Here is a 26433-nt window from a genome sequence, read left to right as displayed (position 1 = left end):
CAAGAGTTGTTTGATATATATTATTCAAACTTCATTGAAATCGGAAATTTGAAATAACTTCTTACATTTTGTCCTTGCTTATTTTTTCCAGGCACCCATTTTCCTCTGATCGATTTTATCGTTCTCATCGCCTCGCTATTGAAATCTGCGTTGGTACCATTAGCCTTAATTCCTGAGATTGTTCCATCAATTTCTACGATAAAAGTAATAGTAGTCTTTACTATTCCACCTGTTTCAAATCCTGAACCATCAAAATTATTCATTACTTTATTTCTGAATGAATCGATTCCACCTACGAAATTAGCTTCAACGCTAAGTTCACCTTGATCTGCTATTGAATTGCCAGGATTTTTAGGAAGTGCTGGCGGTTGTTGTACTGGCGGCGCAATTGGCCCATTCCCAATAGTTGGAGCCGGAGGAATATATGTGTTTTTAACGGACTCACCATCTGGATTATTAATCAATCCTGGAGCTGCATCAGCAGGTTTTGTAATTTTAGCCGGTTCTATTGCATCTTTTACTGGTGTTGGAACCGAACTATCATATTGCTTTGTATTCGGAGGGGTAACAGGCTGGACAGGTTTTACAACTTGTACAGGCGGATCCTCCGTATCATTAATAATAACCGGCGGTGGTAATACAAAACCCCCGTCTGTAATTATTTCGGGAGTCCTGAACGCTGAAATTACCAACGGTGTAATTGAAATAGCAGCCAACAAACTTACTCCCACGAATAGTGCTTTTGTTAGTATTCTATCTGATTCATTTCTTAAAACATAAGCACCATATTCCTTGTTACGATGCTCAAAAAGAACTTCATTGAAGCGAAATTCCTGATTAGTGTGTAGGTGTTTCATCACTTAAAATATTAAAACGGTTAGTAAATAATGTGATTATTAGTTTTTATAGCACTTATCGATAAGTACTGGTATAATATCAAAACATTTGCCAAATTTTTAACAAAACATTAATATTTTAAAAAACTTTATGACAATAGTTAAAATTAACTATGCAAGCAATAGTAAAGCCTAAAAAACACCTCTTTAAAACTTCATATTATTCAATAATAACATCAATTTGATTAATAAAATTCATTATAAAATAAAAAATAGTGAAAACCACATCTTAAAACAGGAAAAATACTGAGATATCTAATTTAAACCCAAAATATATTTGTACCATACAAAACCGGGGATGCTGAAAACCGAAAAGAGTAAGCAAAAAAAACAAAAACTAAATAATTATGCCAACTTTAACTCAAGAAGCAAAATCGAACTCATTAATGAGCATGCTTTTAAAACAAGTGTATGACACAGTAACTAACGGTGGAGATCCGGACTCTCTGGGACCTAATGATTTCATTGCATTTGACCCGGTAGGGATTACTCTTTCCGAAGATACCTTTGACTATGCTCTTAACGGACTTTTCGGAGATGCCCCATCACCGAAACCAATGCTAGATGCAAAAGGAGAACCTATCCTTGACGCTAACGGAAACCCTAAAATCGATATGGAAGCCTATCAAAATGCCTTATCGAACAGTAAATTCAGAAAGTATCTTCAAATGGAACAGTTTGCTGCAATGGTTGATGTTATTCCTTCTCAATTACCTCCTTTAACAAGTTCTGGAAACGGAAGATCAATGTCTATCATGAGCATTATGAATGATTCTCAGAAAAGAGTATCTAAAGTATACGAAGATCTTTTACAATGGTCTGTCGTTGTTGACACTCAGTTTGATGAAAAAGTAGAAAAGAAACTGAATACATTAAGAGACAAGCTTTTCAAAATCAAAAAAGTAAAGAACACAGATTTTGATCCTAACTCGCCTATCGACGATATGAACAAACCTGAGATCTTCCACACTTTTGTGTCTCCAACTTATTCTAAGTATGTGGAATATCAGATGAAGTATTACGATATCGTAGATGCTAACAATGAAATAAGAACAGCAGCAGACAACGGAGATGCAGAGGCAATGGCCAAGCTATCAATTGACGGTAAAAACATGAAGAAAAGAGAGGACGCCTCCCTTAAAGCATGGCAATCTTTAGGATATAAAGAGGCTGTAGAAAAAATCCAGAACTACCTAAGTGAGGTTGAGCAAAAGAACATGCTTGTGATCAAAAAAAGAATGGAATCTGAATTTAGAAACAGTCAAAGAACAAGGGTTTTAGACTATACCAATTATTCCCCATCTATTCCGGTTGCTGCTAATGCATTAAAAGAATCCAAAGGATGGCCAACAGTAACTATTGTAGAGGGTGAATCTAATTATGACTACTCAAAATCAGTTCATAACTGGAGTGCCGCTGCAGGATTTAGTTTAGGTATTTTCTCAATCGGAGCCAGAGGTGGTGGAAAACACGAAAAAACAAAAATCAATACTGATTATACTAATATGAAAATCTCTTTCAAACTTGGAAAAGTAAGAGTAGAAAGAGGATGGCTTAACCAAAACTTCATAGAATCTAAATACTGGAAGCTTCACGAACAATCTCCACAAACTTTAAGTGGTGATGTGATCAGCGATGGAAAAGGTAAAGGATTAATGCCTTCTATGATCACAGAACTGATCATTGCAAAAGATGTTTGCCTGGATTTCGCCAATAACAGTACTGCTTTTACTGACGTTAAAAACTCAGTAACTTCAGGAGCAGCTGTGGGAATCGGACCTTTCGTTTTCGGAGGAACCTATAGCTATGACAATCAGGATGTACACTCCAATTCTAAGTGGAATGGTAAGAAATTAACATCTGATGGAATCTATATCATTGGTTATAAATGCCATGTCGTTCCAAAATCTCCAAATCCAAATCCAGAAATCAAGAAATGGACTGACGGAAAATCATAATATCCTTCTCAATAAAGAATAGCCGGCAGAAATCTTTTCTGTCGGTTATTTAAAAATCAATCAAAAACCAATGCCATGAAATACTTTATTGCTGTTTACCAAAAGCTAAAAAACACTTACCTGTCCCAAAGCTCGATGGAAAATGACCTCCCAATGATCTGCCCATCTCTTAGAATCTATGAAAATGAAGAGCTGGAACTTCTGAAACCGCAAAGCCTGCTTAATGATGACCAGAAAAAAGCACTTTCTATTATCAAAAAACAGAACATGGCGTATGAACTCAATTCAGTTCCTATTTCATCTCAGTTTTGGGACCTGAATCCAAATAACTCTCTGTTTGATATTTACAGGGACATTTTAGATAAAAACAATTTAAAAAATCTGGAAGAAAGCCTGGATCAGGTGATCGCCACTCAAAGCACGATCCTTTTTGATGCAAAAAAGAGTGACACCAAGGAATTTAAAGCCTACAAAAAATACAGAACAGTTTATGAACAAGCCGTTGATAAGATTGCAGCTCATCTTGAGCTTTTTGACAACCTGAACACAGATGAAGAAAAAAACAATTGGAATGATCAATTGGTCAATTTCAATACTCTTAAAGAACTGGCTTTTTCTGATTGGAAAATAAAAGGAAATAAAGACCTTATTGAAAAAGAACTGACAAGAATCAACAAAGCTTCTGACGCAGATCTCTATTTAGCGATGGCTCAAAATGCCAAAAACACTTTCGAAGCAGCAGAAAAAACTGACGTAATCAGCAATGCTTCTATTCATGACATCAATTTCATTCCCTATGATTTCATGGAAAACGAATCCGGATGGAATAGCATGAGAATTGAAAAATCGGAACTTGATATCCTGCATACAGAAGCCAAAAACACGAATAATAATCTACCGGCAGAGATTTTATCGATAGATTATGATGAAAATGTTATCGAGGCTGTAGAATTAGACTACTCTTTTGTTCATTTAAAAAGAAGCTGGTTCAATAAAAACTTTATGATGTCCGATCTTTTTGAATGGAACGAACCCAAAAAGATATCAGATGGGCAAAATATTTCCAATGATTTTAAGCTGCCCGCCTTTCCAAAAACGATGATCTTAATTAAGAATTTAAAAATAGTTTTAGATCCCTCTATTACGAATGATACCATTAACAACCCGAATCAATTGATCTATTTTGGACCTCTTATCATGAAACAACAGCTTTTCGTAAATAAAAATAATAATCAAAAGTTTCTGAAAGCTATTACGAACGTTAAAACGATCAAGTCTGACCAGCTCAACAATCTAACCAGGAAAACAACCAGTGTTGAAAACTCAGGAATAGCTACTACAGAATTTACTGCTAAAACCATATCCGAACCTGTTGCTGAAACAGCTAAAATAAACCCCAACATTGCATTTAACAACAAAATCAATATGAGTACGCTCAACAGTGTAAGAAATTTAAGACCTGTTACTCCCATTGTAAGACCTCAGCCGATCGATCCGATCCAACCTACAAAACCGGTAATTCCAATCAGAAATACAGGAATTTTTGTCCCAATAAAATTCCCTATCCAGGTTCCATCAACAGGAGCGAATGTACAGTTCAGGGTTTTTGATAAAATAAACAATGATCCTATTTATAAATGTTCGATCTCTATTAAAGGAACCAACAACAGCAGAATTTACGAAATAGAGACAAATGAAATAGGAATGATCAATCAGGTTATTGCCATCGGCGAATATAGCATCGAATTGAGAATTGATGATTATGCCATTTTAAATCAAAATTTCAGCATAACAAGTACAACACCTCTCAACTTAGAATACAAACTTCAAAGAGAGGAAGTGAAGTTCAAGTCATTCTTCCTGATCGGAATGATTTGTGAGAAGATGCCGAAAATACCTGTTAATTGATTTGTTGTAAAATGTATTCGTGTACAATGTATTTATGACATCTAACAAGAAATCTTTTAATCTTTTAATCCAAAAAAAAACATAACCATGAAACTTTTAAAATACAACACAAGAGCACCAGAAGTTCTCACCTTATGTGAGCTTCTTTATAAATTGGGATATCCCATTAAAATTTCTGATTCTTTCACTTTAGAAGTTGATGCCGCCATTAAAGATTTTCAAAGCAAGAATTCTTTAGTTGTTGACGGAATTGTCGGTGTGAAAACATGGGCCGTTTTGCTTCAGAAAAACTCAACACCAATAACTTCAACCGATAAATTCCTGAAAGAAAGTGATCTGATTGCATTTGCAGATCAATATGGCCTTGAGTTGGCTGCAGTAAAAGCAGTCAATGAAATTGAAAGCAGCGGAAAAGGGTTTTTAATCAACAATCAGCCTAAAATCCTTTTTGAAGGACATATTTTCTGGAATGAGCTTAAAAAAAGAGGAATTGATCCGAATTCTTACTACAATGATTCCAGTAAAGATGTCCTCTATCCCAAGTGGACCAGAATCTATTACAAAGGAGGCGTAAGAGAATATGACAGGCTGAATGAAGCGATCGGATTAGGAACCGATTCAAAAATCAAAGAAGCCGCCTTATCTTCAGCTTCCTGGGGAAGTTTTCAGATTATGGGCTTTCACGCCAAAAACTTAGGTTATACAGATGTCAATGACTTTGTTTCTAAAATGGAGATCAATGAAGGAGAACACCTGAAAGCATTCGGCAAGTTCCTGGAAAAAAATGGGCTACTGATCCATTTGAGAAATAAAAACTGGGCGAATTTCGCAAAAGGTTATAATGGTGGTGGCTATAAGCAAAATAAATACGATGAAAAGCTTGCTAAGGCCTATGCAAAATATTCTTATAATTAGATGGTTAAACACGTAATGCATTGATCATAAAAGTTCCCTTTGCATTACAATTAAAACTTCCATGGATTTCAAATCTTTGTAGAGATTATGAAATCTGTGGGAGTATTTATTTCTGTAGATTGCTTCGTCGCTTTGCTCCTCGCAATGACAAGTTTACAATAAAAAAGAGACCGTTGATTCAACGGTCTCTTTTTTATATGTATATATTATTCTGTCTTAGAATAATTCTTTTCTGATAATGTTCTGACTTCTTTCAGGCCCTACAGAAACTAAATATACGTTAATTCCTAAGTACTGCTCAATAAATTCAATATATTTCTGAGCGTTATCAGGAAGTTCGTCATAGCTTCTTACTTTGGTAAGATCTTCATTCCATCCCGGTAAATCCTGATAGATTGGCTCGTAATTGTATAATTTCTCTGTTGAAGAAGTGAAATAATCAATGATTTTACCATCTTCAGTTTTATAGTGTGTTACGATCTTTAGGTTTTCAATTCCTGTAAGAACATCAAGTTTGGTAATCACAAGGTTATTAATTCCGTTGATCATACAAGCATGTTTCAATGAAACAAGATCTAACCAACCTGTTCTTCTCGGTCTTCCGGTAGTTGCTCCGAATTCACCACCAATCTGTCTGATGCTCTCTCCTAATTCATTGTCTAATTCAGAAGGGAAAGGTCCGTTTCCTACTCTTGTACAATATGCTTTAGCAACACCAATTAAATTCTGAAGTGAAGTAGGTGGAACACCAGCTCCCGAACAAACTCCTCCTGTAGATGGAGAAGATGAAGTAACGTAAGGATATGTTCCGAAATCAATATCCAACATCAACGCCTGAGCCCCTTCAAACAGTACATTTTTACCGTCTCTAATTGCTTCATTCAATTCAACTTCTGTATCAACGATTCTGTCCTGAAGTTGTTTTCCTATTTCTAAAAATTCATTATAAATTTCTTCTACATCTAAAGTAGGCTTTCCGTAGTATTTTTCAAAAAGAGAATTCTTAATCTTAAGGTTTTTCTCAATTTTTTCTCTTAAAATCTCAGGATTTAAAAGGTCGATCATTCTGATCCCAACTCTTGCTATTTTATCTTCATAACAAGGACCGATTCCTTTTTTAGTTGTTCCGATTTGAGTTCCTCCGTGTTCTTCTTCACGGTAAGTATCCAAAAGAATGTGGTAAGGCATGATCACATGCGCTCTTCTGCTGATAAAAATGTGGTCAGTTCTTAAGCCTTTGCTTTCGATCTGTCCAACCTCCTTAATGAAAGACTTAGGATTTACCACTACTCCATTGGCAATGATACACTTCCCTTTGCACTGTAGAACTCCTGAAGGAAGAAGATGCAAAACAAATTTTTCTTCACCTACATACACCGTATGACCAGCATTGTCTCCTCCCTGGAAACGAACTACATAATCCGATTTAGCAGATAAAACATCCGTGATTTTCCCTTTACCTTCATCTCCGTATTGAAGACCTACAACTACGTAAGTTGACATATTTTTCTTTTATTTTTAGATTCATGCAAAATTACTCTGAAAAAATAGGGTGGGCAAATTATGGGTGAAATTTATTTTCATTCTTGTTTAAAATCATGGAATTATGACAGATTTCATACCATAAAATTCCGGTCAACAAAAGCTAAATACCCTCTGTTCGTTTATTTATTATGTATATTTGAGTATTCTCTAAAACAATCTAGATCGTCTATCATATGGGAACATTACATCAATCAGGATACTTATCTAAAAATACCAACGATCAACCAAAGCTTTTCTACAACCTGTTTATTCCAGAAACCCATGCTATAAAAGCAACTCTCTTAATCATTCACGGAATGCAGGAACACAGCGGAAGATATTCTGAAATAGCAGAATATTTTGCGAAGCAGGGAATAGCTGTTCTTACCTATGATCATCTGGGACATGGAAAATCTGTAAATGAGAAAAAAGATATTGGATTTTTTCAATTGAACAAACCTGATAAAAAGCTGATCTATGACGCAGAAATGATGAGCAATCATTTGGCCAGCCAATATCCTGAAGTTCCACACTTTGTCCTTGGACATTCTATGGGATCTTTTGTTACCCGTTGTCTTCTTCAGAGAATGGGAAATCAATTGGCCGGAGCCATTATCGTAGGTACCGGAGGCCCTCTAGCCGGGATTACTCTCTTGAACACTTATTTTTCAATAGCTAACAAAATAGCACCCCATCAAAAAACATTTTTCAATTCGCTTTTTAATTTTGTTAACAACAGCCATTTTAAAAAAGATAAAAATTTCAGTGATACAAGCTGGCTGAGTATTAATCAGGCCAACAGAGATGCGTTTACTCATGATGAACTTTCCGGGATTCCTTTCACCAACAATGCTTTTTACACCTTATTTAAACTGTATAATAAAGCTACAAAAAGAAATTGGGCAGAGCCTATTGCTAAATCGCTACCCTTTTTATTTATAAGTGGTAAGGATGATCCGATTGGAGATTTTGGAAAAGGGGTTATGCAAACGGTAAATAATTTAAAAAAGGATGAATTTACTCAAGTCAATTTTAAAATCTATCCTGAAATGCGGCATGAAATCATGAATGAAGAAATAAGAGAAGAGGTGCTGAATGAAATTTATGTGTGGATCGAAAGTCATTTGTAGATCACTTCCATTAATCCTTTTTGATTGTTGTATATTTAGCCCTAAATAACGACAAAAACGAAAACAAATATGTCTAAAAAATTAATACTTCTTGTAGTTCTATTCTTCTGCTCGGCACTTCCTTTAAAAGCACAGAATAAAATCAATGATTATCTCAATATCCCCGGACCTCTCAAAATTGATAATAAATCTTACAACCTAGTATGGAGTTCTCATCCAAATGACAACTACTATAAGCAAGAGTACTTAAGTCCAAATGAAAAAATTGAAAAATACAATACTTTAGTTATGATTGATTATATCCAGGGAAATCTAAAGCCTGAAGATGTAATTGATCAAAAAGTAACTGAACTTGAGAATCTGAAGAAATCAAATCCGGTTGTCAATTACAAAACTTATGAAAATAATGGAGAATATATATTAGACTTTCTTATTACTGAAAATTCAAAAGATGGAAAAGAAATACTTATTGCGGAAAGAAATGTTTATCGTTATAAGCTTATTTCAAATAATAAAAACAAAGGAGTTTTACTTTTTGCTGTTAGCGAAAGAGGCTATAAAGAAAATATAGAGAAGTTTTTTAACAACCTAAAAAATGACACTTCCAAACTAATAGAAGCTGTTGGGAATTATCAATTACCCAATATTGAGATCAAATAATATGTAAAATTGTCATTCTGTAAGAATCTAAGCTACTACTTTCATATTGACTACTTAGTTCCCTACGGAATGACAAAAGTTACATTATAGATGGTCATCACAAATAAAATCCTTGCACATTAAAAATATATACCTTATAATATAATTTGCGTCTTTGAGATTAACAAAAATCTTTATTAATCTAAAATAATCTCCTTTTCTATCCCGATCTCCTCCAGAAAAATTTCATCATGGGAAATTACTAAGAGTGTTCCCTTATAATCCTTAATAGAATTCGTTAGAATTTCCACATTTTGAAGATCTAAATTATTCGTAGGTTCATCCAGAACAATAACATCGGGAGCTTTATTACTGATCGAAAGTCCGCAGAGCAAAAGTCTTAAACGTTCTCCTCCACTTAACATCTCCCCCTTTTTATCCCAGGTTTCTTTTCCGAATAAAAATCTAGATAATATCGTCTTCACTTCCGATTCCTGCAATGCGTGATCGTTAAATTTTTGAGCAAACTCATAAATTGTTATTTCCCTGGCGATCAATGAATACTCCTGATCAATATATAATGTATTAAAATCGGTTCTTGCTATAGAACCTTTGGAAGATTCCAGGGCTCCAATTAAAAGCTTAATCAAAGTTGTTTTTCCTGATCCATTAGAACCTTTTATGGAAATACGGTCTCCACTTCTGATTTCCAGAGTAAGATCTGCCGGCCAAAGAAATTTTTCATTGTATTTGAAATTAATATTCTCAGCCTTTATTAAAATCTTTCCTGAATGAAGGTTAGAATTATTAAAATTCACTTTCATTTGCTCAGTATTTTTCACAGACAAACGCAGTCCCCGAAGATCGCCGGAAATATCATTGATCTTTTCGGTATGGACATTCTTTAATTTGGAAGTATTCTTTTCGGCATTATTTCGAAGTGTATTCATCATTATTCTGGCCACACCCGATTTTTCCTGCTTCTTTTTTCCTCTGGCATCCAGTTTTTGTTTCCTTTCCAGTGTTTCCCGTTCTTTCTCTTTTGCTTTTTTCAAAGCCCTCTCTTTGGCATGGATATCATGATGGAGTGCTTCCTCTTCTGCTTCCTTTTCTTCTGTATAAAAATCAAAATTCCCTCCGTAGGTAGAAATGCCCTGATTACTTAATTCGTATATCGTATCGACCTGATTTAATAAAACCCTGTCGTGACTTACAATAACCACTGTTGAATTCGTTTTATCCATATAGTCATATAACAAATCCCTTCCTTCCACATCAAGGTGATTGGTGGGTTCATCTAATAGTACGATATCCGGCTGATTGATTTGTATTCCGGCAAGAAAAACCTTTGTCTTCTGTCCTCCGCTTAAGCCTTCCAGTTTTTGGTTTAAATCCAAATGACCGAGCTTCCAGTGATGCAATGCCTGGAGACCCCGATCTTCGATGTCCCAATCGTCATTAAGGATTTCAAAATAAATTTCATCGACTTCACCATTGGAAATTTTATGTAAAGCCTCGAGTTTTTTGTCAATTTTCAAACATTCAGCGATGGTAAGATGATTCAAGTTCCCAAACATCTGGGGAACATAATACAGGTGTCCCTGAATATTTAAACTCCCCTCTAAAGGCTGAATTTCATTTGCAATTAATTTAAGCAACGTGGATTTGCCCATACCATTACTTCCGACTAAAGCCGATTTTGAGGATGTTGGGATCGTTATATTGATATGATTAAAGAGAAGGTCTCTGTTGGGAAATCTATAGGATATATTTTGTAGAAAAATCATAATTTCTTTCTAATTGAAGTTAAACATCAATAACCAGAATAGTTATTGTAAATTAAATCTGAAAGAAATTATATCCTACATGTGCGTATTTTTGGGTTTTGTGAATGCAAATATAATGCAAATAGTGGATTAAACAGAAAAACATTTTAATGAAAAATCAAAAAACCGTAACTTTGCCAACTACTAAAAATTTTTATGGAAAGCATTAAAGTTCACGACAAAACTTTTGTTCCTTATCTAAAGGACGCCGAAATTCAGGAAATAGTAAAGGCCACAGCGCTGAAAATTTATGAAGATTACAAAGATGAAGTTCCTGTCTTCATAGGAGTTTTGAACGGAGTTATCATGTTCTTCTCAGATCTTTTAAAGCATTATCCGGGAAACTGTGAGATCGCTTTTATTCAAATGAGCTCTTACGCAGGAACAGAATCTACAGGAATCGTTTATCAAAAAATGGAACTGACGAAAGATGTTAAAGACCGTCACATCATTCTTGTTGAAGATATTGTAGATACAGGAAATACGGTTGAAAGCCTTTTCAAGTATTTCAAAGAAACACAGCGTCCGAAATCAGTAAAACTAGCTTCTTTCTTATTGAAGCCTGAAGTTTATAAGAAAGATTTCAAACTGGATTATATTGGAAAAGAAATTCCAAATAAATTTGTTCTTGGTTATGGATTAGATTATGATGAATTGGGAAGAAACCTTTCAGATCTGTATCAATTAGAAGAAGGAAAAATCAATCATTAGATTGCCGATAGCTATCAGCTACTGGCTTTTAGCTTAAATATTAAATCGAAATAAAAGTAAAATATTAACTAAACAAAGCTAAAAGCAAGAAGCCAAAAGCGAATTGCCAAAAGCAAAGCAACATTATGATAAACATTGTTCTGTTCGGGCCTCCAGGAAGTGGAAAAGGAACACAAGCTCAAAACCTCATCGAAAAATTCAACTTAAAACAAATCTCAACAGGTGATCTTTTCAGATTCAATATGAAGAACGATACTGAATTGGGAAAATTAGCTAAGTCATACATCGATAAGGGAGAATTAGTTCCAGATCAGGTAACAATCGATATGCTGATAGACGAATTAAGAAAGCCAACGGATGCAGCAGGATTTATCTTCGATGGGTATCCAAGAACAGCTGTACAGACAGAAGCTTTGGAAAAGATCGTAAAAGAAGAGCTGAATGACGAAATCGATATTTGTCTTTCATTAATTGTAGAGGATACGATTTTGGTTGAAAGATTGCTAAAAAGAGGAGAAACCAGTGGAAGATCTGATGATAGCAACGAAGAGATCATTCAAAACAGAATTAAAGAATATTATACAAAAACAGCAGAAGTTGCTGAATTGTATAAGCAGCAAGGTAAATATGTAGAGGTAAACGGAGTTGGAGAAATCAACGAAATTTCCGAAAAACTGTTTGCTGAAATAGAAAAAATAAAATAATCGGGATTCGGGGGACGGGATGAGAGTTTCCTATCCCGTAACTCGCAACTCGTAACAAATACTATATGTCTAATTTTGTAGATTACGTAAAGATTCATTGTAAAAGCGGCCATGGTGGTGCAGGTTCTGCGCATCTTCGCCGTGAAAAATACATTCCTAAGGGTGGTCCTGATGGCGGAGATGGAGGTCGAGGCGGTCATGTGATCATGAAAGGGAATTCCCAGGAATGGACTTTACTTCCCCTTCGTTATACCCGTCACATAAAAGCGGAACGTGGAGAAAACGGAGGAAAAAACCAGCTTACAGGAGCTTATGGAGCTGATGTTTATATAGAAGTTCCTATCGGAACTATTGCTAAAAATGAAGATGGAGAAATCGTCGGAGAGATTTTAGAACACGGACAGGAAATCATCCTTATGGAAGGTGGAAAAGGAGGTATGGGAAATGAATTTTTTAAATCATCTACCAATCAGACCCCTCGTTATGCCCAACCGGGAATGGAAGGCCAGGAAGGTTTCATTGTTTTCGAACTTAAGATCTTAGCTGATGTAGGTTTGGTAGGTTTCCCTAATGCAGGAAAATCGACTCTTTTAGCTTCTGTTTCTGCGGCTAAACCTAAAATTGCAAATTATGCTTTTACCACTTTAACTCCTAACTTAGGAATTGTAGATTACAGGAATTACAAATCTTTTGTAATGGCCGACATTCCGGGAATTATTGAAGGAGCAGCTGAAGGAAAAGGTCTTGGACACAGATTCTTAAGACATATTGAAAGAAATTCTATTTTATTATTCCTTATTCCTGCAGACTCTGAAGATCATTTCCAGGAGTTTAAAATTCTGGAAAATGAATTAAAAGAATACAATCCGGAATTATTGGATAAAGACTTCATTATTTCTGTTTCAAAAGCTGATCTTCTTGACGATGAGCTGAAAAAAGAAATCTCAGCGGAGTTTCCTGAAAACAGGCAACCGTTATTTTTCTCTGGTGTAACCGGAGAAGGGCTTACAGAGCTGAAAGATTCCATCTGGAAGAAACTTCATGGATAGATAATTATATAATCTTATTATAAACAAGAATAGAGTATGCACTAGTATACTCTATTCTTTTATCATCTAATCATTAAAAAACAATAATCTAAATTTAAATTTTTATGAAAAAGGATTTTCTCTTTATTTTACTTTTGATTAGCGCTTCAGTTATTCTAAAGGCACAAATAAACTTTGGTGTAAAAGCTGGGTACAACCTTTCAACTGTAAAATTTACCGGTGAAAAGCTCGATCCTAAATCATTCTTTTATGCTGGTGGGCTTGTAGAATACTCTCTGTCTCCCAAAGTTGCCGTTCAAGGAGAATTGCTTTATACACAGATTGGAGGAAAAATGAGTACAGAATGAATACACATATTTGACAATCAAGTTGTTAATTTAGGCTCTCTTTCTTATGACTACCAATTTTCTCAAATTCAAGTTCCTCTTTCCGTAAAATACAGCATCATTCCCCAGCTCTCCGCATCCGTTGGAATAAATATCGCATTTAACGTACCTACAAAAGTAAAGACAACATTCCTGGGTAGCGATATGTATGATTTTGATGGGATAAAAACAGTAAACCTCTACCCTTTTTTAGGAGCAGAATACAAATTCAACAAAAAATTCTTTGTAGATGCCCGTTATAATTTCAATTTTATTGAAATGAATAAAGAAAATAGCCTCCCTGTAAAAGCAGGCTTTTTACAAGCAGGGGTAGGTTATCGATTTAAATAATACAAGCGAATTTACAATAGAGAAGGGTAAAATGATGTTCTTCAATTATTTTCCCTACCTTTGCATTATATTTCGCGGCATTCTCAGCCCTTTCAGTAATTAATTTTACTTAAAAATTCTGTTAATCAATTTTAGCAGATTCGCTAAAAATGATGAAGTATACTACTTCGACCGCATTATTTTTAATACACAAACATATTTTGTTATTTACAGATTTAAAAATCATTAAGCCCATTTTAGATGCGCTTCAAAAGGAAGGTTATGAAAAACCAACTCCTATACAACAAAAAGCTATTCCTTCTATTTTAGAGAAAAAAGATCTATTGGGAACAGCGCAAACGGGAACAGGTAAGACCGCAGCTTTTGCTATTCCTATTCTTCAAAACCTTGCAGAACGTCCAAAAAGCAATCAGATAAAAGCTTTAATTCTAACTCCAACGAGAGAGCTAGCTATACAGATTGAAGAGAGTTTTAATGCTTATGGAAGAAACCTTCCTTTAAGAAAATTAGTGATCTTCGGAGGGGTAAAACAAGGTTCTCAGGAAGCTGCTTTAAGAAAAGGAATAGACATTCTGGTAGCAACACCGGGTAGATTACTCGATTTTATTGCCCAGGGAATTATCAGCCTTAAAAATCTGGAAATTTTCGTTCTTGATGAAGCGGACAGAATGTTGGATATGGGGTTTGTACATGATGTAAAAAGAATTATAAAACTTTTACCACAACGAAGACAAACTTTATTTTTCTCGGCAACGATGCCTCCTGAAATACAAAAACTGGCAGGTTCTATCCTAAACAACCCAGTACAGGTGGAAGTAGCCCCTGTTTCTTCAACCGCAGAAACTATTAAGCAGTCTGTATACTTTGTGCAGAAAGAGGACAAATTAGGCCTTCTTACCCATATTCTGAAAGACCATATTTCCGAATCAGTTTTGGTTTTCTCAAGAACCAAACATGGAGCCGATAAAATTGCAAGAACGCTTCAAAAAAGTGGCATCTCTGCAGAGGCTATTCATGGAAATAAATCTCAAAATGCACGTCAGAATGCATTGAATAATTTCAAGTCCGGAAAAACCAGAGTTTTGGTTGCTACAGATATTGCCGCAAGAGGAATTGATATTGATGAGTTGAAATATGTAATCAACTATGAGCTATCCGATGTTTCCGAAACCTATGTTCACAGAATCGGAAGAACCGGAAGAGCGGGTGCGGAAGGAACTTCTTTATCATTTGTAGATGGTCTGGACTTATTGAACCTAAGAAACACGGAAAAATTAATCGGTCTCAAAATTCCGGTGGTAAAAGATCATCCATTCCACACGGAGAATCTTGTAGCACAAAAAAGAGATTCTAATAACAAACCTGTTAATCCAGGCCAGGCAAGACCTAAGCCAACACAAAAGAAAGATGTAGGCTTTAAAAAACCTAAGAATAAAAGCTTTTTCAGAAAGAAATAATAGAAAGCCTTCTCATGATTGAGAAGGCTTTTTTATATATAATATCCTGTATATAATAGCATTCAGCTTCTTCTGTGATACTGTTTCATTCTCAGAAATATTTTCTCGTAGTACTGATAAGAAATATGGGCTATCAAAATGGTTATTCCAATCACCATTGAAAAACTCATTATAATAAGTGTAGGATCATTTAATTGATAGTTCACTAAAAACTTTATAAAAATAAAACCCACTAATTGTATGACAATGGGGTGAAACATATAAATCCCGTAAGATATTTTACCCAGATATACCAAGGTTTTATGCTGAAAAAAAGAATAGCTCTTTTTTGTAAATGAAATAAGAAAAGTACCGAATAAAACCATACTAAAGATATGATACTGCAGATCTGTAAAATGCTCTTTAAAAATATCGGTCGTAAAATAAACAGTCACTAAAATAAAGATAAGAATATCTACAATACCTGAATATTTATAATCTTTAATTCTCATGACAGAACACCATCCGGCAAAAGAAAAGTAAAAGAAAAGCATCCGATATTCAGCGAGAAAAGGAAGCTTTGCATCGTTATACAAAAACACAAATACAAAGCTGAAGAGCAAAAGAAGCCATTTTATGTATTTCACAGGGATCACAAAAAGTGGGGCTATTAAAATATAAAACTGCTCTTCAATACCAATGGACCACAGTACTTCCAATATTCCACCCGGTCCATAGCTGGCAAGGATATTTGGAAAAAAGGTCAGCAAAAGGATAATTCCATTTACTAAATCATAATTCCTTTCAAAAGGCATCCCCAATCCCGGAAGAACAATATTATAATAAATAAGACCGATAAATACCACCAGATAATAAAGCGGAAAGATCCTGAGAATTCTTCTTATGTAAAACTTCTTCAGATCAATTTTCCCAAACAGTTCTTTTTCTTCAAAAAGCTGTCTTATAATAAGAAAGCCACTTAGGGAAAAAAACATATACACCGCTTCCCCCCCCTTATTGAATACCGGTAAACTATTAAAAGTAACAATTCCCCTGTTATGAAAAAACTGCGGAACATGCAACATAACAACCAATAGCGCCAGAAAAAATCTTAACGCGGTAATGTTAGGAAGTATTTTTGTGTCATTATTCATTAAATGAATAATTTTTTTGCATTTTCTGTTGTTATTTTGTCTATTTCCGAAAAATCTTTATTGTAGATATTAACCAATTTTCCAACCACCAGATCGAGATAAGCACTTTCATTTCTCTTTCCTCTGTGGGGAACCGGAGCTAAATAAGGAGAATCGGTTTCCAGAACAATTTTCTCCATTGGGATTTCCTGTAAAAACTGATCTATTTTCCCGTTCTTAAAGGTTACTACTCCACCAATTCCTAATATAAAATTTAAGTCAATTGCATGTTTTGCCTGTTCAAGATCACCTGAAAAACAGTGAAAGATCCCTCTGAGTTTTGGATGCTTTTTTCTTTCCAATACTTCAAAAGTCTCATCAAAGCTGTCCCTGGTATGGATTACAATAGGCAGATCCATCGCTATGGCCCAATCGATCTGCTGTTCGAAGGCTTTCACCTGAATATCCAACGTTGACCGATCCCAGTATAGATCGATACCAATTTCTCCAATCGCAGGAAAAGATCTTTGGTCCAGATAGGTTTTAACAATATCTAATTCTTTTTCCCATGATTCTGGTTTTACATAGCAGGGATGCAAGCCCATCATTGAAAAAATATGTTCCGGATATTCACTTTCCAACTGAAGCATCTTTTCATGAGACTCAGAATCGATGGCCGGAAGATAGAATTCCGTAATTCCTTTATCTAAAGCTCTCTGAATTGCTTCATTTCTGTCCTCATCAAACTCTTCAGCATATAAATGGGTATGTGTATCAATCATTATTTTAAAATTTTAATAGATCTTCATAAGGATTCTCCAAATTCATCAATAAACCAAAAGCTGGTTCTGTCTTGATCCCTTTCTTCTTAAGTTCTATTATTTGTTGTTTAAATATATCTCCTTTTTCCTCTAATATTTTGTATTCGGCAATCATATGGCGATAGGCATTTTGCATGATCGTCGGTTTATTTTGTCCGAAAATTTCGACAGGAAACTCGTCAAGCATAAAGTTTAAAACAATACTCTTTTCACCATTGATAATCATTTTTTCAACTGTTACCTCCACTCCAAAAGGAATAAGTTTACCGAGCATGATTTCATCCAGAAAATCTTCTTCAAATGTAAGATTTACTTGACAAATGATATCTAAATCACTTCCCTCCACATCAATTTCAATCGGAACCGTTCCTGCTAAAATGGGAGAAAAATTTTCCAGCTTTTCAAAAACTTCATATTTTTTAAGAACTTCATATGCTCTTCGCTGTCTCTGATTGCCACTTTGCAAATAATCAATTTTTGTAAAGTCTATCATGATCAACTAGAATATTTTGTGTTTTACTTTTTTCTGCTGGTTTTCAATCTTCTGCTTTAATTTCTCCTTAAATTCAAGGTATTTAGGATCTTTTTTGTCAGCCGCTTTATGCTCCAAAGCTTTATTGATCTTAAAGTTTTCTCTGATAAATTCTTTTGTGTCTTCTGAGAAATAAGCAGATCCGAACTTGTCAAAAACATACTGAATAGACTGAGAATTTGGGTGAATCATATCTTCTTTATAAAAACGGTAATCCCTCAGATCATCCATCAGAATTTCATAAACCGGAAGGTAATGGCAGTTTTCAAAAGCCGAAATAGCTTCATGAACAGCGGTAATTAATTTTGACTTACTCAATTGATTTTCCACCATTCCATCCTTGGTATGCCGTACAGGAGAAACCGTAAAAAGGATCTGAACATTTTCTTTACAGATATCCTGAAGATTTAAAATAGTTTTATAGATGGAGTCTGTAATTTCCTGATGCGTTAAAAGTCTTTTTTCAAAATATTTTTGCGGAATTTTATGACAATTGGCCACCATTTTTTTCTTCGGCTGAAATTCATAAATAAAGGAAGTCCCATAGGTTATAATTACCCAATTGGTTTCTTGTAGAAAAAGATTTCCTTCTTCCAATTTAGCATTGATTTTACTCAGTGTCTGATGAATATATCTTGTATCAAAACTGGTGTGATGATCGAAAGAGATATACTCATCATTAAAGGTGATTAAATCATCTTCTGCATAGAACTCCGAATCATGAAGCCTCTGGAGGGCATTATTGATAGAAAACGGGTTAAAAATCGTCCCAAAAGGATTATTTACTGTCTGAAGCTGTCCCTGTTGGAACAAATCTGACATTTCAGAAGCAAAGCACGAACCTATTGAAAATATTTTATCCTCAATGGTGATCTTTTTTTCGGACTCCTTGATGTCAACTTCAGTTCTGAATTTCATTATGTAGGTATTAGGTTATAGGTATAAGGTTGCAGGTAAATCTGCTGCTACCTTCAATCTACGACCTGTATTAACTCTCCCTGCTTAACAGATAATTAGCCAGTTCGATAAATGGTTTTTTCTTCTCCTCAGGAATATTTATTTTCTTAAGGTAGCTCTGTCCTATTTCATTGTGTTTTTCAATTAAACGTAAAGCTTTTTCATCCACTTTTGTTCTTCTGAAAATTTTCTCTACTCCGTATACTTTATCAATATTATCGGTCTTTTTAGCATACCAGTGATCCAATTCTTTTCTTTCTTCATCAGTTGCATGCTCTCTGGCCATCAGGTAAAGAACTGTTTTTTTATTTTCATAGATATCTCCGGCATGTTTTTTACCAAACTGGGCCTGGTCTCCAAAAACATCCAGATAGTCATCCATGATCTGGAAAGCAATTCCAATGTGTTTTCCAAAATTAAAAATAGACTTGGCATCTTTAAAATTCGCTTTAGCTATTAAAGCACCGATCTCAAAAGAAGATGCACTTAAAACCCCGGTTTTATAAGTGATCATTCTGATGTAATCATCAAAAGTTACATCTTCCTGTGTTTCAAAATTGATATCATATTGCTGACCTTCACATAATAAAAGTCCGGTATGAGTAAATATCCTGATACATGCTTTAAATATTTCAGGCTCCAGATCTTCGAAAAACTTGTATGCCTTCAGCAGTAGTCCGTCACCGGAAAGAATTCCTACATTAAGACCGTGCAAAGTATGGATAGTGGGTTTGTTTCTTCTTAACGGAGCTTCATCCATAATGTCATCATGGATCAGCGTGAAATTATGGAAAAATTCAATTGCCAAAGCAGGCTTAATTGCTTCTTTAAGATCACCACCAAACAAGTCACAAGCCATTAACACCATAATTGGACGAAGGCGTTTCCCACCATGAGAAATGATGTAGTTCATCGGATCGTATAATTCCGTAGGTTTGTCTTTAAAAGTGTACTTAGTAATGGCATCAGCAACCAGCTGTTGGTACTTGTCTAAAAATTCCATAAAATCCTATAATTTCCAACAAAAATACAATTTTTCAAGTCGTTATAAAACAAAAAACTTTGCCCATTTGGACAAAGTTTAGTATTGTTATTTTAAATTTTATTTAAGAAAGAAAAGTCACCAAAAGATAAGTAATTCCTGCAACAACTGCTGAAATAGGAATTGTTAATACCCAAGCCCAAAGTAAACTTACTGTAATACCCCATCTTACGGCAGAAATTCTCTTCGTTAATCCAACTCCGATAATCGAACCGGTAATTGTGTGGGTAGTAGAAACCGGAATACTTAGCTGATCCGTAATAAATAAAGTTATTGCACCCGCTGTTTCAGCACTCACTCCTTCCAGTGGAGTCACTTTCGTAATTTTAGTCCCCATGGTTTTGATGATCTTCCATCCACCACTCATCGTCCCTAAACCAATCGCAAGAAAGGAAACTAAAGGAACCCAAAGATAATGTTGAGCAAAATAATCAAAACGACCTGCTGAAGGTATGTTAAGATAAACAGGATCGTGCAACATCTCAACGTGATAATAGATCAATGCCGCTCCAATAATTCCCATTACCTTCTGAGCATCATTCAAACCATGCCCTACGCTGAATAAAGCTGATGATACAAGCTGCAATCTTTTAAACGATTTATCCGCTTTATATGGATTTGATCTTTTATAAAGATGAACAATAATTAACGTAATAATGATCGAGATCACCATCCCTATAACCGGTGCCATAAAAATAAACAGGAAAATAGGTATTACTTTGTCAAATTTCACAACACTCTGCGTTGTTAATTGATGAAAAGCCTGTTTTAATGTTTCAAATGAACCAAGATTAGGTTGTGATGCTACTACATCATGATAATCCAGCATAAAAGCATGCATTAATGCAGCTCCTAAAAATCCTCCAATCAGCGTATGAGAAGAAGAAGACGGTATACCAAACCACCACGTTAAAAGGTTCCAGGCAATAGCTGCCACAAGGCCTGAAAATATGACCTCAAGAGTAATAAAGTTTTCATTAACTGTTTTAGCAATGGTGTTTCCAATTCTAAATTCACCTATTACGTAAGCAGCTAAGAAGAATGCCGCAAAATTCCAAAGCGCTGCCCAAAGTACAGCCTGGAATGGAGTTAAAACCTTTGTAGAAACAATAGTAGCAATAGAGTTGGCCGCATCATGAAAACCATTAATATAATCGAAAATTAAAGCTAAAGCAATAATAACCGTAAGTAAAATCGGAAATTCCATTTTTTGTTATATTGTTTATGCGTATTTGATCATGATGTTCTCAATAGTATTGGCAACATCTTCTGCCTTATCAGTTACTATTTCAAGATAATTAAGTACAGATGAAACTTTGATAATATTGATTGCATCATTCGTTTCAAACAATTCTACCATTGAATTGGAAAGTAAATCATCCGCAATATTTTCAATAGAATTTACTTTAATACAAGCTTCTTTTACCTGATCCATATTCTTAAACCCTTTCAGGTTTTTCATCGCATTCTGGATTTCAAGACATGCTTTGTGAATCAATAGTGAAAAGTCTGCATAAGCCTTCATTAGTGGAGATTTATACAGGAAAATATATTTTGTTGAAGCATAGATGTAATCTGCTATGTCATCCAGACCTGTCGCTAATGTGTGAATATCTTCACGGTCAAAAGGAGTTATAAAGTTTTTTCCAAGCTCAATAAAGATCTCGTGAGTAAGCTCATCATTTTTATGCTCATAATCACTCATTTTCTTCAACATAGAGTCATCATTAAGGTCAAAATCTTTGATTCCGTTGTTGAATTCCTCAGACATTGCCACTAGGTTTTCAGTTACTTTTTCAAAAAGTACGAAGAAGATTTTATCTTTAGGCTGAAAAGCGTGGAAAATATTTCCAATTCCCATTTTTTAGTATTTATAATTTCGTCTGCAAATTTCCTAAAAAAGGACCTTACCCAAAAGCATATAACATTAAGTTTTGTTAACATTGGTTTAAGTACTGATTTTCAAATAAAAAAACCGGCTGTAAAGCCGGTTAATATGACGAAGAATGAGTTTTTAATTAGCCTCTTCAGCTCTCATATCTTTTCCTCTGAATTTCATTGAAGAAATATTATTTAAAAGTTCTCCTTTAAATGATTTTTCAATCTCAAAGAATGAAAATTTCTCTAAAATTTCAATATCCCCAATTTCAGCTCTTTTTTTACTGTTTCCAGCAGTCGCTTTATTGATAATATCTAAAACATCCAGTTTCTTCAATTGGTCTTTTTTTCCAAGATTGAAGAAGAATCTTACCATATCATCATTCTTTCTTCTTGGTTTTCCACCACGATCTCTTCCTCTGTCTCCACTTCTGTTATCGCGATCTCTTCCTCTATCTCTGTCTCTTCCATCTCTATCACGACCTCTGTCTCTTCTTGAGTAATCATCGTCTCTACTGCTTAATTTCTGCTCGGCAAGATCATGTTTATCTTTGTAGTACAAAGCAAGATCTTTTAGCTGAAACTGCAATAACTGATGTACCAGTTCCTCTTTTGTAAACTTACTAAGATCAGGAATCAAGCTGTCATCAAATTCAAACAAATCTTCATGTTCAGTGAATAGTTTTTCAAAAACTCCACCAACCTGAGCTTTAATGATATCTTCTCCTGTAGGGATAGTTTTTTCAACGATATCAATTTTCGTTGTTGATTTGATCTGTTTTAGCTTTCTGCTTTCTTCAGGCTTAATTAAAGCCATAGAAATACCGTCTTTTCCAGCTCTACCCGTTCTACCACTTCTGTGAACAAATACTTCAGGATCATCAGGTAAAGAATAATGAATAACGTGAGTTAAAGAGTTTACATCTAATCCTCTTGCAGCAACATCAGTTGCCACCAAAATATCGATATTCTTCAATCTGAATTTCTTCATTACCGTATCTCTCTGCGCCTGAGAAAGATCACCATGAAGAGCATCGGCTGCATATCCATTCTGCATTAAGAAATCTGCAACTTCCTGAGTTTCCATTCTTGTTCTACAGAAAATAATGGAATACTGATTAGGATTTGCGTCAATTAATCTCTTAAGAGCTTCTTTTTTGTTACGGTATCCTACAACATAGTATTCATGCTTAATATTCTTCTTAACTTCGTTAATAGAACCTACTGAAATACGATGTGGCTTTGTAAGATAATTTTTAGAAATTCTTTCCACTTCTTTATTCATCGTTGCCGAGAATAAGAATGTTTGTTTTGTTTCAGGAGTTTCTCTCAAAATTGTTTCCAATTCGTCTTTGAAACCCATTGAAAGCATTTCGTCAGCTTCATCTAAAACCAACCAATGAATAGCCGAAAAGTCAAGTGCTTTTCTGTTGATAAGATCAATTACTCTTCCCGGAGTTCCCACAATAATTTGCGGTTTATCCTTTAAAGAACGGATCTGATCCATAATACTGCTCCCACCATATACTGCTGTACTTTTGATGTTCTGCATGTACTTAGAATAATTTTTAATGTCTTTAGAAATCTGAAGACATAGTTCGCGTGTCGGACAAAGCACCAATAGCTGGATTTTGCGACTCGTATCGTCAATCATATCCAAAATCGGAAGCGAAAACGCTGCAGTTTTGCCTGTCCCAGTCTGCGCAAGTGCGATCAAGTCGCGTATATCTGAAAGAATAAAAGGGATAGTCTGTTTTTGGATTTCTGTCGGGCTTTCATAACCCATTTCGCCAATTGCCTTAAGGATGTCAGGACTTAAATTGGACTCCGTAAATAAATTCATTAAATATTTTAAAATTTTTGCAAAGATACAATTAATATTTGACTTTTTTTTGAATAAAGTGTTAAATAACGAATCTTAATTTCAGAATCCTTTAATGTATTTTTAATTTTTAAAAAATTAAACGCAAAAAATCATGCTTTATGTTAAAAAACTATTAAACAATATTTTTTTTTGTTAAATTGGATTGATTTTTTCTTTGGTATTAATGAATTTTCAAAAATAAAATCATGAAACGCAAATTTTTCTTTTTGATATTCCTTTTCAAAACAATTGCATTTTTTTCCCAAGCATCTGTTTATCCTGAAAAGTGGACCCTTGAAAACTGTATAGGGTATGCAAAAGAAAATAATATTTCCATCAATACCCTCAGGTTATCAAAAAACTCAGCTCAGCAGGACTTACTACAGGCAAAAGATTCAAAATATCCTAATCTGAGCGCTTCTGTATCCCAAAATCTTTTTGCTGTAAACGGATCCAACGGACTGCAGTTGAATGGCGCTCCTTCTCAAAATATAAGTGCAAACTCTTCCATGACCCTCTATCATGCCAATTACATTAAAAATAATGAAATCTCGAAAGATCTTTTAGTAAAAATGGCTGATCTATCTGTACAGGAGGCAGAAAACAATATAACTTTAAGCATCACTCAGGCTTATTTAAATATTTTAATGTCGCAGGAAAATATCATTTCTTTCGAAAATGTTTTAAAAACAACCCAAACTCAGTTAAAACAAGGCGGCCAGTTTTATAAAGCGGGAAATATTTCCAAATTGAATTTTCTTCAGATTCAGGCTCAGGTAGCTCAGGATGAATATAACCTTGTTTCTGTCCAAAATAATCTCAGAACCAATATTGTCAACTTAAAACAACTCCTTCAGTTGCCTTCATCCTATGACTTTCAAGTTGCAAAACCCGACAGTATTATTGTAGACAACAATTTAAAGACCCTACAGGATGTTCAGAATTTGGCACAGGACCAACGTCCAGAGGTAAAATACAGTCAACTCAACCTTGAAAATTCAAATGTCAATTTAAAAATGACACGTGCTTCTATACAACCTACACTTAACCTGGTCGGAAGTGTTTCTACGAATTATTCCAATGGAAACGGAGGTTATTTTAATCAGCTGGGAAATAATTTTTATTTACCCGTTGGGCTAAGCCTCGGAATCCCGATCTACAATAACCGAATCTATAAAACTGAAATTGAAAAATCAAAAATTGCCATCAAGCAAGCGGATCTCGAGTTGCAGAATACTAAAACACTGCTCAACCAACAGGTCGAACAGTCTTATATCAATTTACAAAACTCACTTGCCCAATACGAATCTGCTCTTAAGCAAATGAACATCAGCAAGGAAAGCTACGACATCGTAAGTGCTCAAATGAAAATCGGAAGCATCGATTACGTTCAGCTTCAGCAACAGAGACTGGCTTATATCCAGGCCATACAAAATTATCTGCAGGCAAAATATTCCGCGGTACTTAATAAACAGATCTATGAATTTTACGAAGGTAACCCTATAACACTCAAATAACTATGAAATCAAAAAATAAAAAATGGCTCATTTGGATCATCGGTGGCATTGTTGTTATTGGAGTAGCCTGGTATTTCTTCTTTAAAGAAAAAGAAGTAAAAATCCGACTCGAAACCGTACAACCTGAAATGGGTGAAATTTCCAATTCAATTACTGCTACCGGAACCATTCAACCTGTAGATACCATTGCAGTGGGTACCCAGGTTTCAGGAATTATTAAGAATCTTTACGTTGATTTTAATTCGCAGGTTAAAAAAGGACAATTATTGGCTACTTTAGATCCGGAATTGCTTCATGACCAAATGTTACAGATCAATGCCAATTTACAAAATGCAAAAAGCAACCTCGCCTACAACAACACCAACTTCCACAGACAGTCGCAACTTTATGAAGTAGGTGCGATAAGCAAAGCTGATTATGACAATTCATTAAATCAGTATAATGCAGCAAAAGCACAGGTAAATTCAGTTAATGCTCAGCTTGCCGCAGCCAATAAAAATCTATCCTTAACAAACATCTACTCCCCAATTGACGGAACTGTTTTGAACAGAAATGTAAGTGAAGGACAAACTGTAGCGTCAAGCTTCAGCACTCCTACTCTTTTCAGTATTGCAAAAGACCTGACCAAGATGCAGGTTCGTGCCTCTGTAGACGAAGCTGATATCGGTAATGTAAAAGTAGGTCAGAAAGCCACTTTTACGGTGGATGCATTTCCCGATGAAACTTTTAATGGAGAAGTCTCAGACGTCCGGCTTCATCCTACAGTCTCTTCAAATGTAGTGAATTACACCACTATCATCAATGCGGATAATTCAGGTCTGAAATTAAAACCTGGTATGACAGCAAATATTACCATTTATACAAATGTTTTGGAAAACGTAATGAAAATTCCTGTTGCAGCAACCACTTTCTGGCCGGATAGCCTGGTTATGAAAAATTACAAAATCAATTCTCCTTTTGCCAATGGGAAAAAGAATGGAAAAAAATCACGAAAGGCTACACTTCCTAACAGCAATAAAAATGAAGCAGGAGTCTGGATCATTGCTAAGGACAGTATTATCTCCCGTAAAAAAATAAAAACAGGATTAGACAATGACACTGAAATACAGGTTGTTTCAGGATTGGCTCAAAATGATAAAGTGATTACAGGATATAAAGCATTATCTAAAAAATCTTCAGGCAACGCTGGAAAAAGCCCATTCCTGCCTCAACGATCAAGAGGTAACAACAAAAACAGCGGCGGCGGTGGACCAAGATAGTTTTCAATTAAAAAATAA

The 26433-nt window shown here is 34.9% G+C and carries 22 protein-coding genes and 1 pseudogene; 12 read left to right on the top strand and 11 right to left on the bottom strand.

The window, feature by feature from the left end; translation table 11 throughout:
• Positions 1-20 precede the first annotated feature (20 nt).
• Entirely contained in the window at positions 21-857 is an 837-nt protein-coding gene (locus CEY12_RS19910; RefSeq protein WP_089029323.1) for an energy transducer TonB, read from the bottom strand.
• 386 nt (positions 858-1243) lie between these two features.
• Here CEY12_RS19910 and CEY12_RS19905 point away from each other — a divergent pair, with 386 nt between their 5' ends.
• The 3 genes from CEY12_RS19905 to CEY12_RS19895 all read left to right on the top strand — a co-directional run bounded on the left by CEY12_RS19905 (position 1244) and on the right by CEY12_RS19895 (position 5677).
• Positions 1244-2854, top strand: coding sequence for a hypothetical protein (locus CEY12_RS19905; protein WP_157676862.1), 1611 nt, complete (start codon positions 1244-1246; stop codon positions 2852-2854).
• Between the two features lie 75 nt (positions 2855-2929).
• Positions 2930-4762 carry a hypothetical protein gene (locus tag CEY12_RS19900; protein WP_089029321.1) on the top strand — a complete coding sequence of 611 codons (1833 nt, stop codon included), beginning with the start codon at positions 2930-2932 and terminating at the stop codon, positions 4760-4762.
• Between the two features lie 87 nt (positions 4763-4849).
• Positions 4850-5677 carry an N-acetylmuramidase domain-containing protein gene (locus CEY12_RS19895; RefSeq protein WP_089029320.1) on the top strand — a complete coding sequence of 276 codons (828 nt, stop codon included), beginning with the start codon at positions 4850-4852 and terminating at the stop codon, positions 5675-5677.
• 216 nt (positions 5678-5893) lie between these two features.
• Here CEY12_RS19895 and CEY12_RS19890 read toward each other — a convergent pair whose 3' ends face one another.
• Complete coding sequence (locus CEY12_RS19890; protein ID WP_089029319.1) at positions 5894-7180, bottom strand: adenylosuccinate synthase; 1287 nt, start codon at positions 7178-7180, stop codon at positions 5894-5896.
• Between the two features lie 215 nt (positions 7181-7395).
• On the opposite strand from CEY12_RS19890, the gene CEY12_RS19885 reads away from it, so the two are divergent.
• Positions 7396-8331, top strand: a complete 936-nt coding sequence (locus tag CEY12_RS19885; RefSeq protein ID WP_089029318.1) for an alpha/beta fold hydrolase — start codon at positions 7396-7398, stop codon at positions 8329-8331.
• 69 nt (positions 8332-8400) lie between these two features.
• On the top strand, positions 8401-8991 hold the full coding sequence (locus CEY12_RS19880) for a hypothetical protein (protein WP_089029317.1): 591 nt from the start codon (positions 8401-8403) through the stop codon (positions 8989-8991).
• 176 nt (positions 8992-9167) lie between these two features.
• Here the strand turns inward: CEY12_RS19880 and CEY12_RS19875 are convergent, their stop codons facing one another.
• Positions 9168-10757, bottom strand: coding sequence for an ABC-F family ATP-binding cassette domain-containing protein (locus CEY12_RS19875; protein ID WP_089029316.1), 1590 nt, complete (start codon positions 10755-10757; stop codon positions 9168-9170).
• Positions 10758-10952: 195 nt separating this feature from the next.
• On the opposite strand from CEY12_RS19875, the gene CEY12_RS19870 reads away from it, so the two are divergent.
• The 5 genes and pseudogenes from CEY12_RS19870 to CEY12_RS19845 all read left to right on the top strand — a co-directional run bounded on the left by CEY12_RS19870 (position 10953) and on the right by CEY12_RS19845 (position 15433).
• Positions 10953-11507, top strand: coding sequence for a phosphoribosyltransferase (locus CEY12_RS19870; RefSeq protein ID WP_089029315.1), 555 nt, complete (start codon positions 10953-10955; stop codon positions 11505-11507).
• A gap of 125 nt (positions 11508-11632) precedes the next feature.
• Positions 11633-12211 carry an adenylate kinase gene (locus CEY12_RS19865; RefSeq protein WP_089029314.1) on the top strand — a complete coding sequence of 193 codons (579 nt, stop codon included), beginning with the start codon at positions 11633-11635 and terminating at the stop codon, positions 12209-12211.
• A 65-nt stretch (positions 12212-12276) separates the two neighbouring features.
• Positions 12277-13260 (top strand): GTPase ObgE, encoded by a 984-nt coding sequence (gene obgE, locus CEY12_RS19860; RefSeq protein WP_089029313.1) that lies wholly within the window; start codon positions 12277-12279, stop codon positions 13258-13260.
• Positions 13261-13364: 104 nt separating this feature from the next.
• A pseudogene (locus CEY12_RS22680) lies at positions 13365-13976 on the top strand (porin family protein).
• 200 nt (positions 13977-14176) lie between these two features.
• Positions 14177-15433: a DEAD/DEAH box helicase gene (locus CEY12_RS19845; RefSeq protein ID WP_089029310.1), complete on the top strand. Its 1257-nt coding sequence runs from the start codon at positions 14177-14179 to the stop codon at positions 15431-15433.
• 62 nt (positions 15434-15495) lie between these two features.
• On the opposite strand, the gene CEY12_RS19840 is transcribed toward CEY12_RS19845, so the two are convergent.
• The 8 genes from CEY12_RS19840 to CEY12_RS19805 all read right to left on the bottom strand — a co-directional run bounded on the left by CEY12_RS19840 (position 15496) and on the right by CEY12_RS19805 (position 23618).
• Positions 15496-16566 carry an acyltransferase family protein gene (locus tag CEY12_RS19840; protein WP_089029309.1) on the bottom strand — a complete coding sequence of 357 codons (1071 nt, stop codon included), beginning with the start codon at positions 16564-16566 and terminating at the stop codon, positions 15496-15498.
• Positions 16566-17327 carry a TatD family hydrolase gene (locus CEY12_RS19835; protein WP_089029308.1) on the bottom strand — a complete coding sequence of 254 codons (762 nt, stop codon included), beginning with the start codon at positions 17325-17327 and terminating at the stop codon, positions 16566-16568. Before CEY12_RS19835 ends, CEY12_RS19840 begins: the two co-directional genes overlap by 1 nt.
• 4 nt (positions 17328-17331) lie before the next feature.
• On the bottom strand, positions 17332-17859 hold the full coding sequence (locus CEY12_RS19830) for a DUF4269 domain-containing protein (RefSeq protein ID WP_089029307.1): 528 nt from the start codon (positions 17857-17859) through the stop codon (positions 17332-17334).
• A 6-nt stretch (positions 17860-17865) separates the two neighbouring features.
• On the bottom strand, positions 17866-18816 hold the full coding sequence (locus CEY12_RS19825) for a GSCFA domain-containing protein (RefSeq protein ID WP_089029306.1): 951 nt from the start codon (positions 18814-18816) through the stop codon (positions 17866-17868).
• A gap of 70 nt (positions 18817-18886) precedes the next feature.
• Positions 18887-19858 carry a polyprenyl synthetase family protein gene (locus CEY12_RS19820; RefSeq protein ID WP_089029305.1) on the bottom strand — a complete coding sequence of 324 codons (972 nt, stop codon included), beginning with the start codon at positions 19856-19858 and terminating at the stop codon, positions 18887-18889.
• Between the two features lie 103 nt (positions 19859-19961).
• Positions 19962-21104 carry an inorganic phosphate transporter gene (locus CEY12_RS19815; protein ID WP_089029304.1) on the bottom strand — a complete coding sequence of 381 codons (1143 nt, stop codon included), beginning with the start codon at positions 21102-21104 and terminating at the stop codon, positions 19962-19964.
• A gap of 15 nt (positions 21105-21119) precedes the next feature.
• A complete protein-coding gene (locus tag CEY12_RS19810) occupies positions 21120-21758 on the bottom strand; it encodes a DUF47 domain-containing protein (protein WP_089029303.1) in 639 nt (212 codons plus the stop codon).
• 153 nt (positions 21759-21911) lie between these two features.
• A complete protein-coding gene (locus CEY12_RS19805; protein ID WP_089029302.1) occupies positions 21912-23618 on the bottom strand; it encodes a DEAD/DEAH box helicase in 1707 nt (568 codons plus the stop codon).
• A gap of 227 nt (positions 23619-23845) precedes the next feature.
• Here CEY12_RS19805 and CEY12_RS19800 point away from each other — a divergent pair, with 227 nt between their 5' ends.
• Together CEY12_RS19800 and CEY12_RS19795 are read left to right on the top strand one after the other, a co-directional pair.
• Positions 23846-25156, top strand: coding sequence for a TolC family protein (locus CEY12_RS19800; protein WP_089029301.1), 1311 nt, complete (start codon positions 23846-23848; stop codon positions 25154-25156).
• Positions 25157-25158: 2 nt separating this feature from the next.
• Positions 25159-26415: an efflux RND transporter periplasmic adaptor subunit gene (locus CEY12_RS19795; RefSeq protein ID WP_089029300.1), complete on the top strand. Its 1257-nt coding sequence runs from the start codon at positions 25159-25161 to the stop codon at positions 26413-26415.
• The last annotated feature ends 18 nt before the right edge of the window (positions 26416-26433 follow it).

This window comes from Chryseobacterium sp. T16E-39 (assembly GCF_002216065.1).
Classification (GTDB): domain Bacteria; phylum Bacteroidota; class Bacteroidia; order Flavobacteriales; family Weeksellaceae; genus Chryseobacterium.
Note: the sequence above shows the minus strand (reverse complement) of the source record. Positions and strands in the feature narration are given on the sequence as shown.

Coding starts and splice junctions, on each gene's coding strand:
- CEY12_RS19895 (WP_089029320.1), top strand. CDS start 4,850: ATGAAACTTTTAAAATACAACACAAGAGCACCAGAAGTTCTCACCTTA.
- CEY12_RS19830 (WP_089029307.1), bottom strand. CDS start 17,859: ATGATAGACTTTACAAAAATTGATTATTTGCAAAGTGGCAATCAGAGA.
- CEY12_RS19835 (WP_089029308.1), bottom strand. CDS start 17,327: ATGATTGATACACATACCCATTTATATGCTGAAGAGTTTGATGAGGAC.
- CEY12_RS19910 (WP_089029323.1), bottom strand. CDS start 857: ATGAAACACCTACACACTAATCAGGAATTTCGCTTCAATGAAGTTCTT.
- CEY12_RS19815 (WP_089029304.1), bottom strand. CDS start 21,104: ATGGAATTTCCGATTTTACTTACGGTTATTATTGCTTTAGCTTTAATT.
- CEY12_RS19880 (WP_089029317.1), top strand. CDS start 8,401: ATGTCTAAAAAATTAATACTTCTTGTAGTTCTATTCTTCTGCTCGGCA.
- CEY12_RS19890 (WP_089029319.1), bottom strand. CDS start 7,180: ATGTCAACTTACGTAGTTGTAGGTCTTCAATACGGAGATGAAGGTAAA.
- CEY12_RS19795 (WP_089029300.1), top strand. CDS start 25,159: ATGAAATCAAAAAATAAAAAATGGCTCATTTGGATCATCGGTGGCATT.
- obgE (WP_089029313.1), top strand. CDS start 12,277: ATGTCTAATTTTGTAGATTACGTAAAGATTCATTGTAAAAGCGGCCAT.
- CEY12_RS19840 (WP_089029309.1), bottom strand. CDS start 16,566: ATGAATAATGACACAAAAATACTTCCTAACATTACCGCGTTAAGATTT.
- CEY12_RS19900 (WP_089029321.1), top strand. CDS start 2,930: ATGAAATACTTTATTGCTGTTTACCAAAAGCTAAAAAACACTTACCTG.
- CEY12_RS19805 (WP_089029302.1), bottom strand. CDS start 23,618: ATGAATTTATTTACGGAGTCCAATTTAAGTCCTGACATCCTTAAGGCA.
- CEY12_RS19885 (WP_089029318.1), top strand. CDS start 7,396: ATGGGAACATTACATCAATCAGGATACTTATCTAAAAATACCAACGAT.
- CEY12_RS19820 (WP_089029305.1), bottom strand. CDS start 19,858: ATGGAATTTTTAGACAAGTACCAACAGCTGGTTGCTGATGCCATTACT.
- CEY12_RS19870 (WP_089029315.1), top strand. CDS start 10,953: ATGGAAAGCATTAAAGTTCACGACAAAACTTTTGTTCCTTATCTAAAG.
- CEY12_RS19865 (WP_089029314.1), top strand. CDS start 11,633: ATGATAAACATTGTTCTGTTCGGGCCTCCAGGAAGTGGAAAAGGAACA.
- CEY12_RS19800 (WP_089029301.1), top strand. CDS start 23,846: ATGAAACGCAAATTTTTCTTTTTGATATTCCTTTTCAAAACAATTGCA.
- CEY12_RS19875 (WP_089029316.1), bottom strand. CDS start 10,757: ATGATTTTTCTACAAAATATATCCTATAGATTTCCCAACAGAGACCTT.
- CEY12_RS19810 (WP_089029303.1), bottom strand. CDS start 21,758: ATGGGAATTGGAAATATTTTCCACGCTTTTCAGCCTAAAGATAAAATC.
- CEY12_RS19825 (WP_089029306.1), bottom strand. CDS start 18,816: ATGAAATTCAGAACTGAAGTTGACATCAAGGAGTCCGAAAAAAAGATC.
- CEY12_RS19905 (WP_157676862.1), top strand. CDS start 1,244: ATGCCAACTTTAACTCAAGAAGCAAAATCGAACTCATTAATGAGCATG.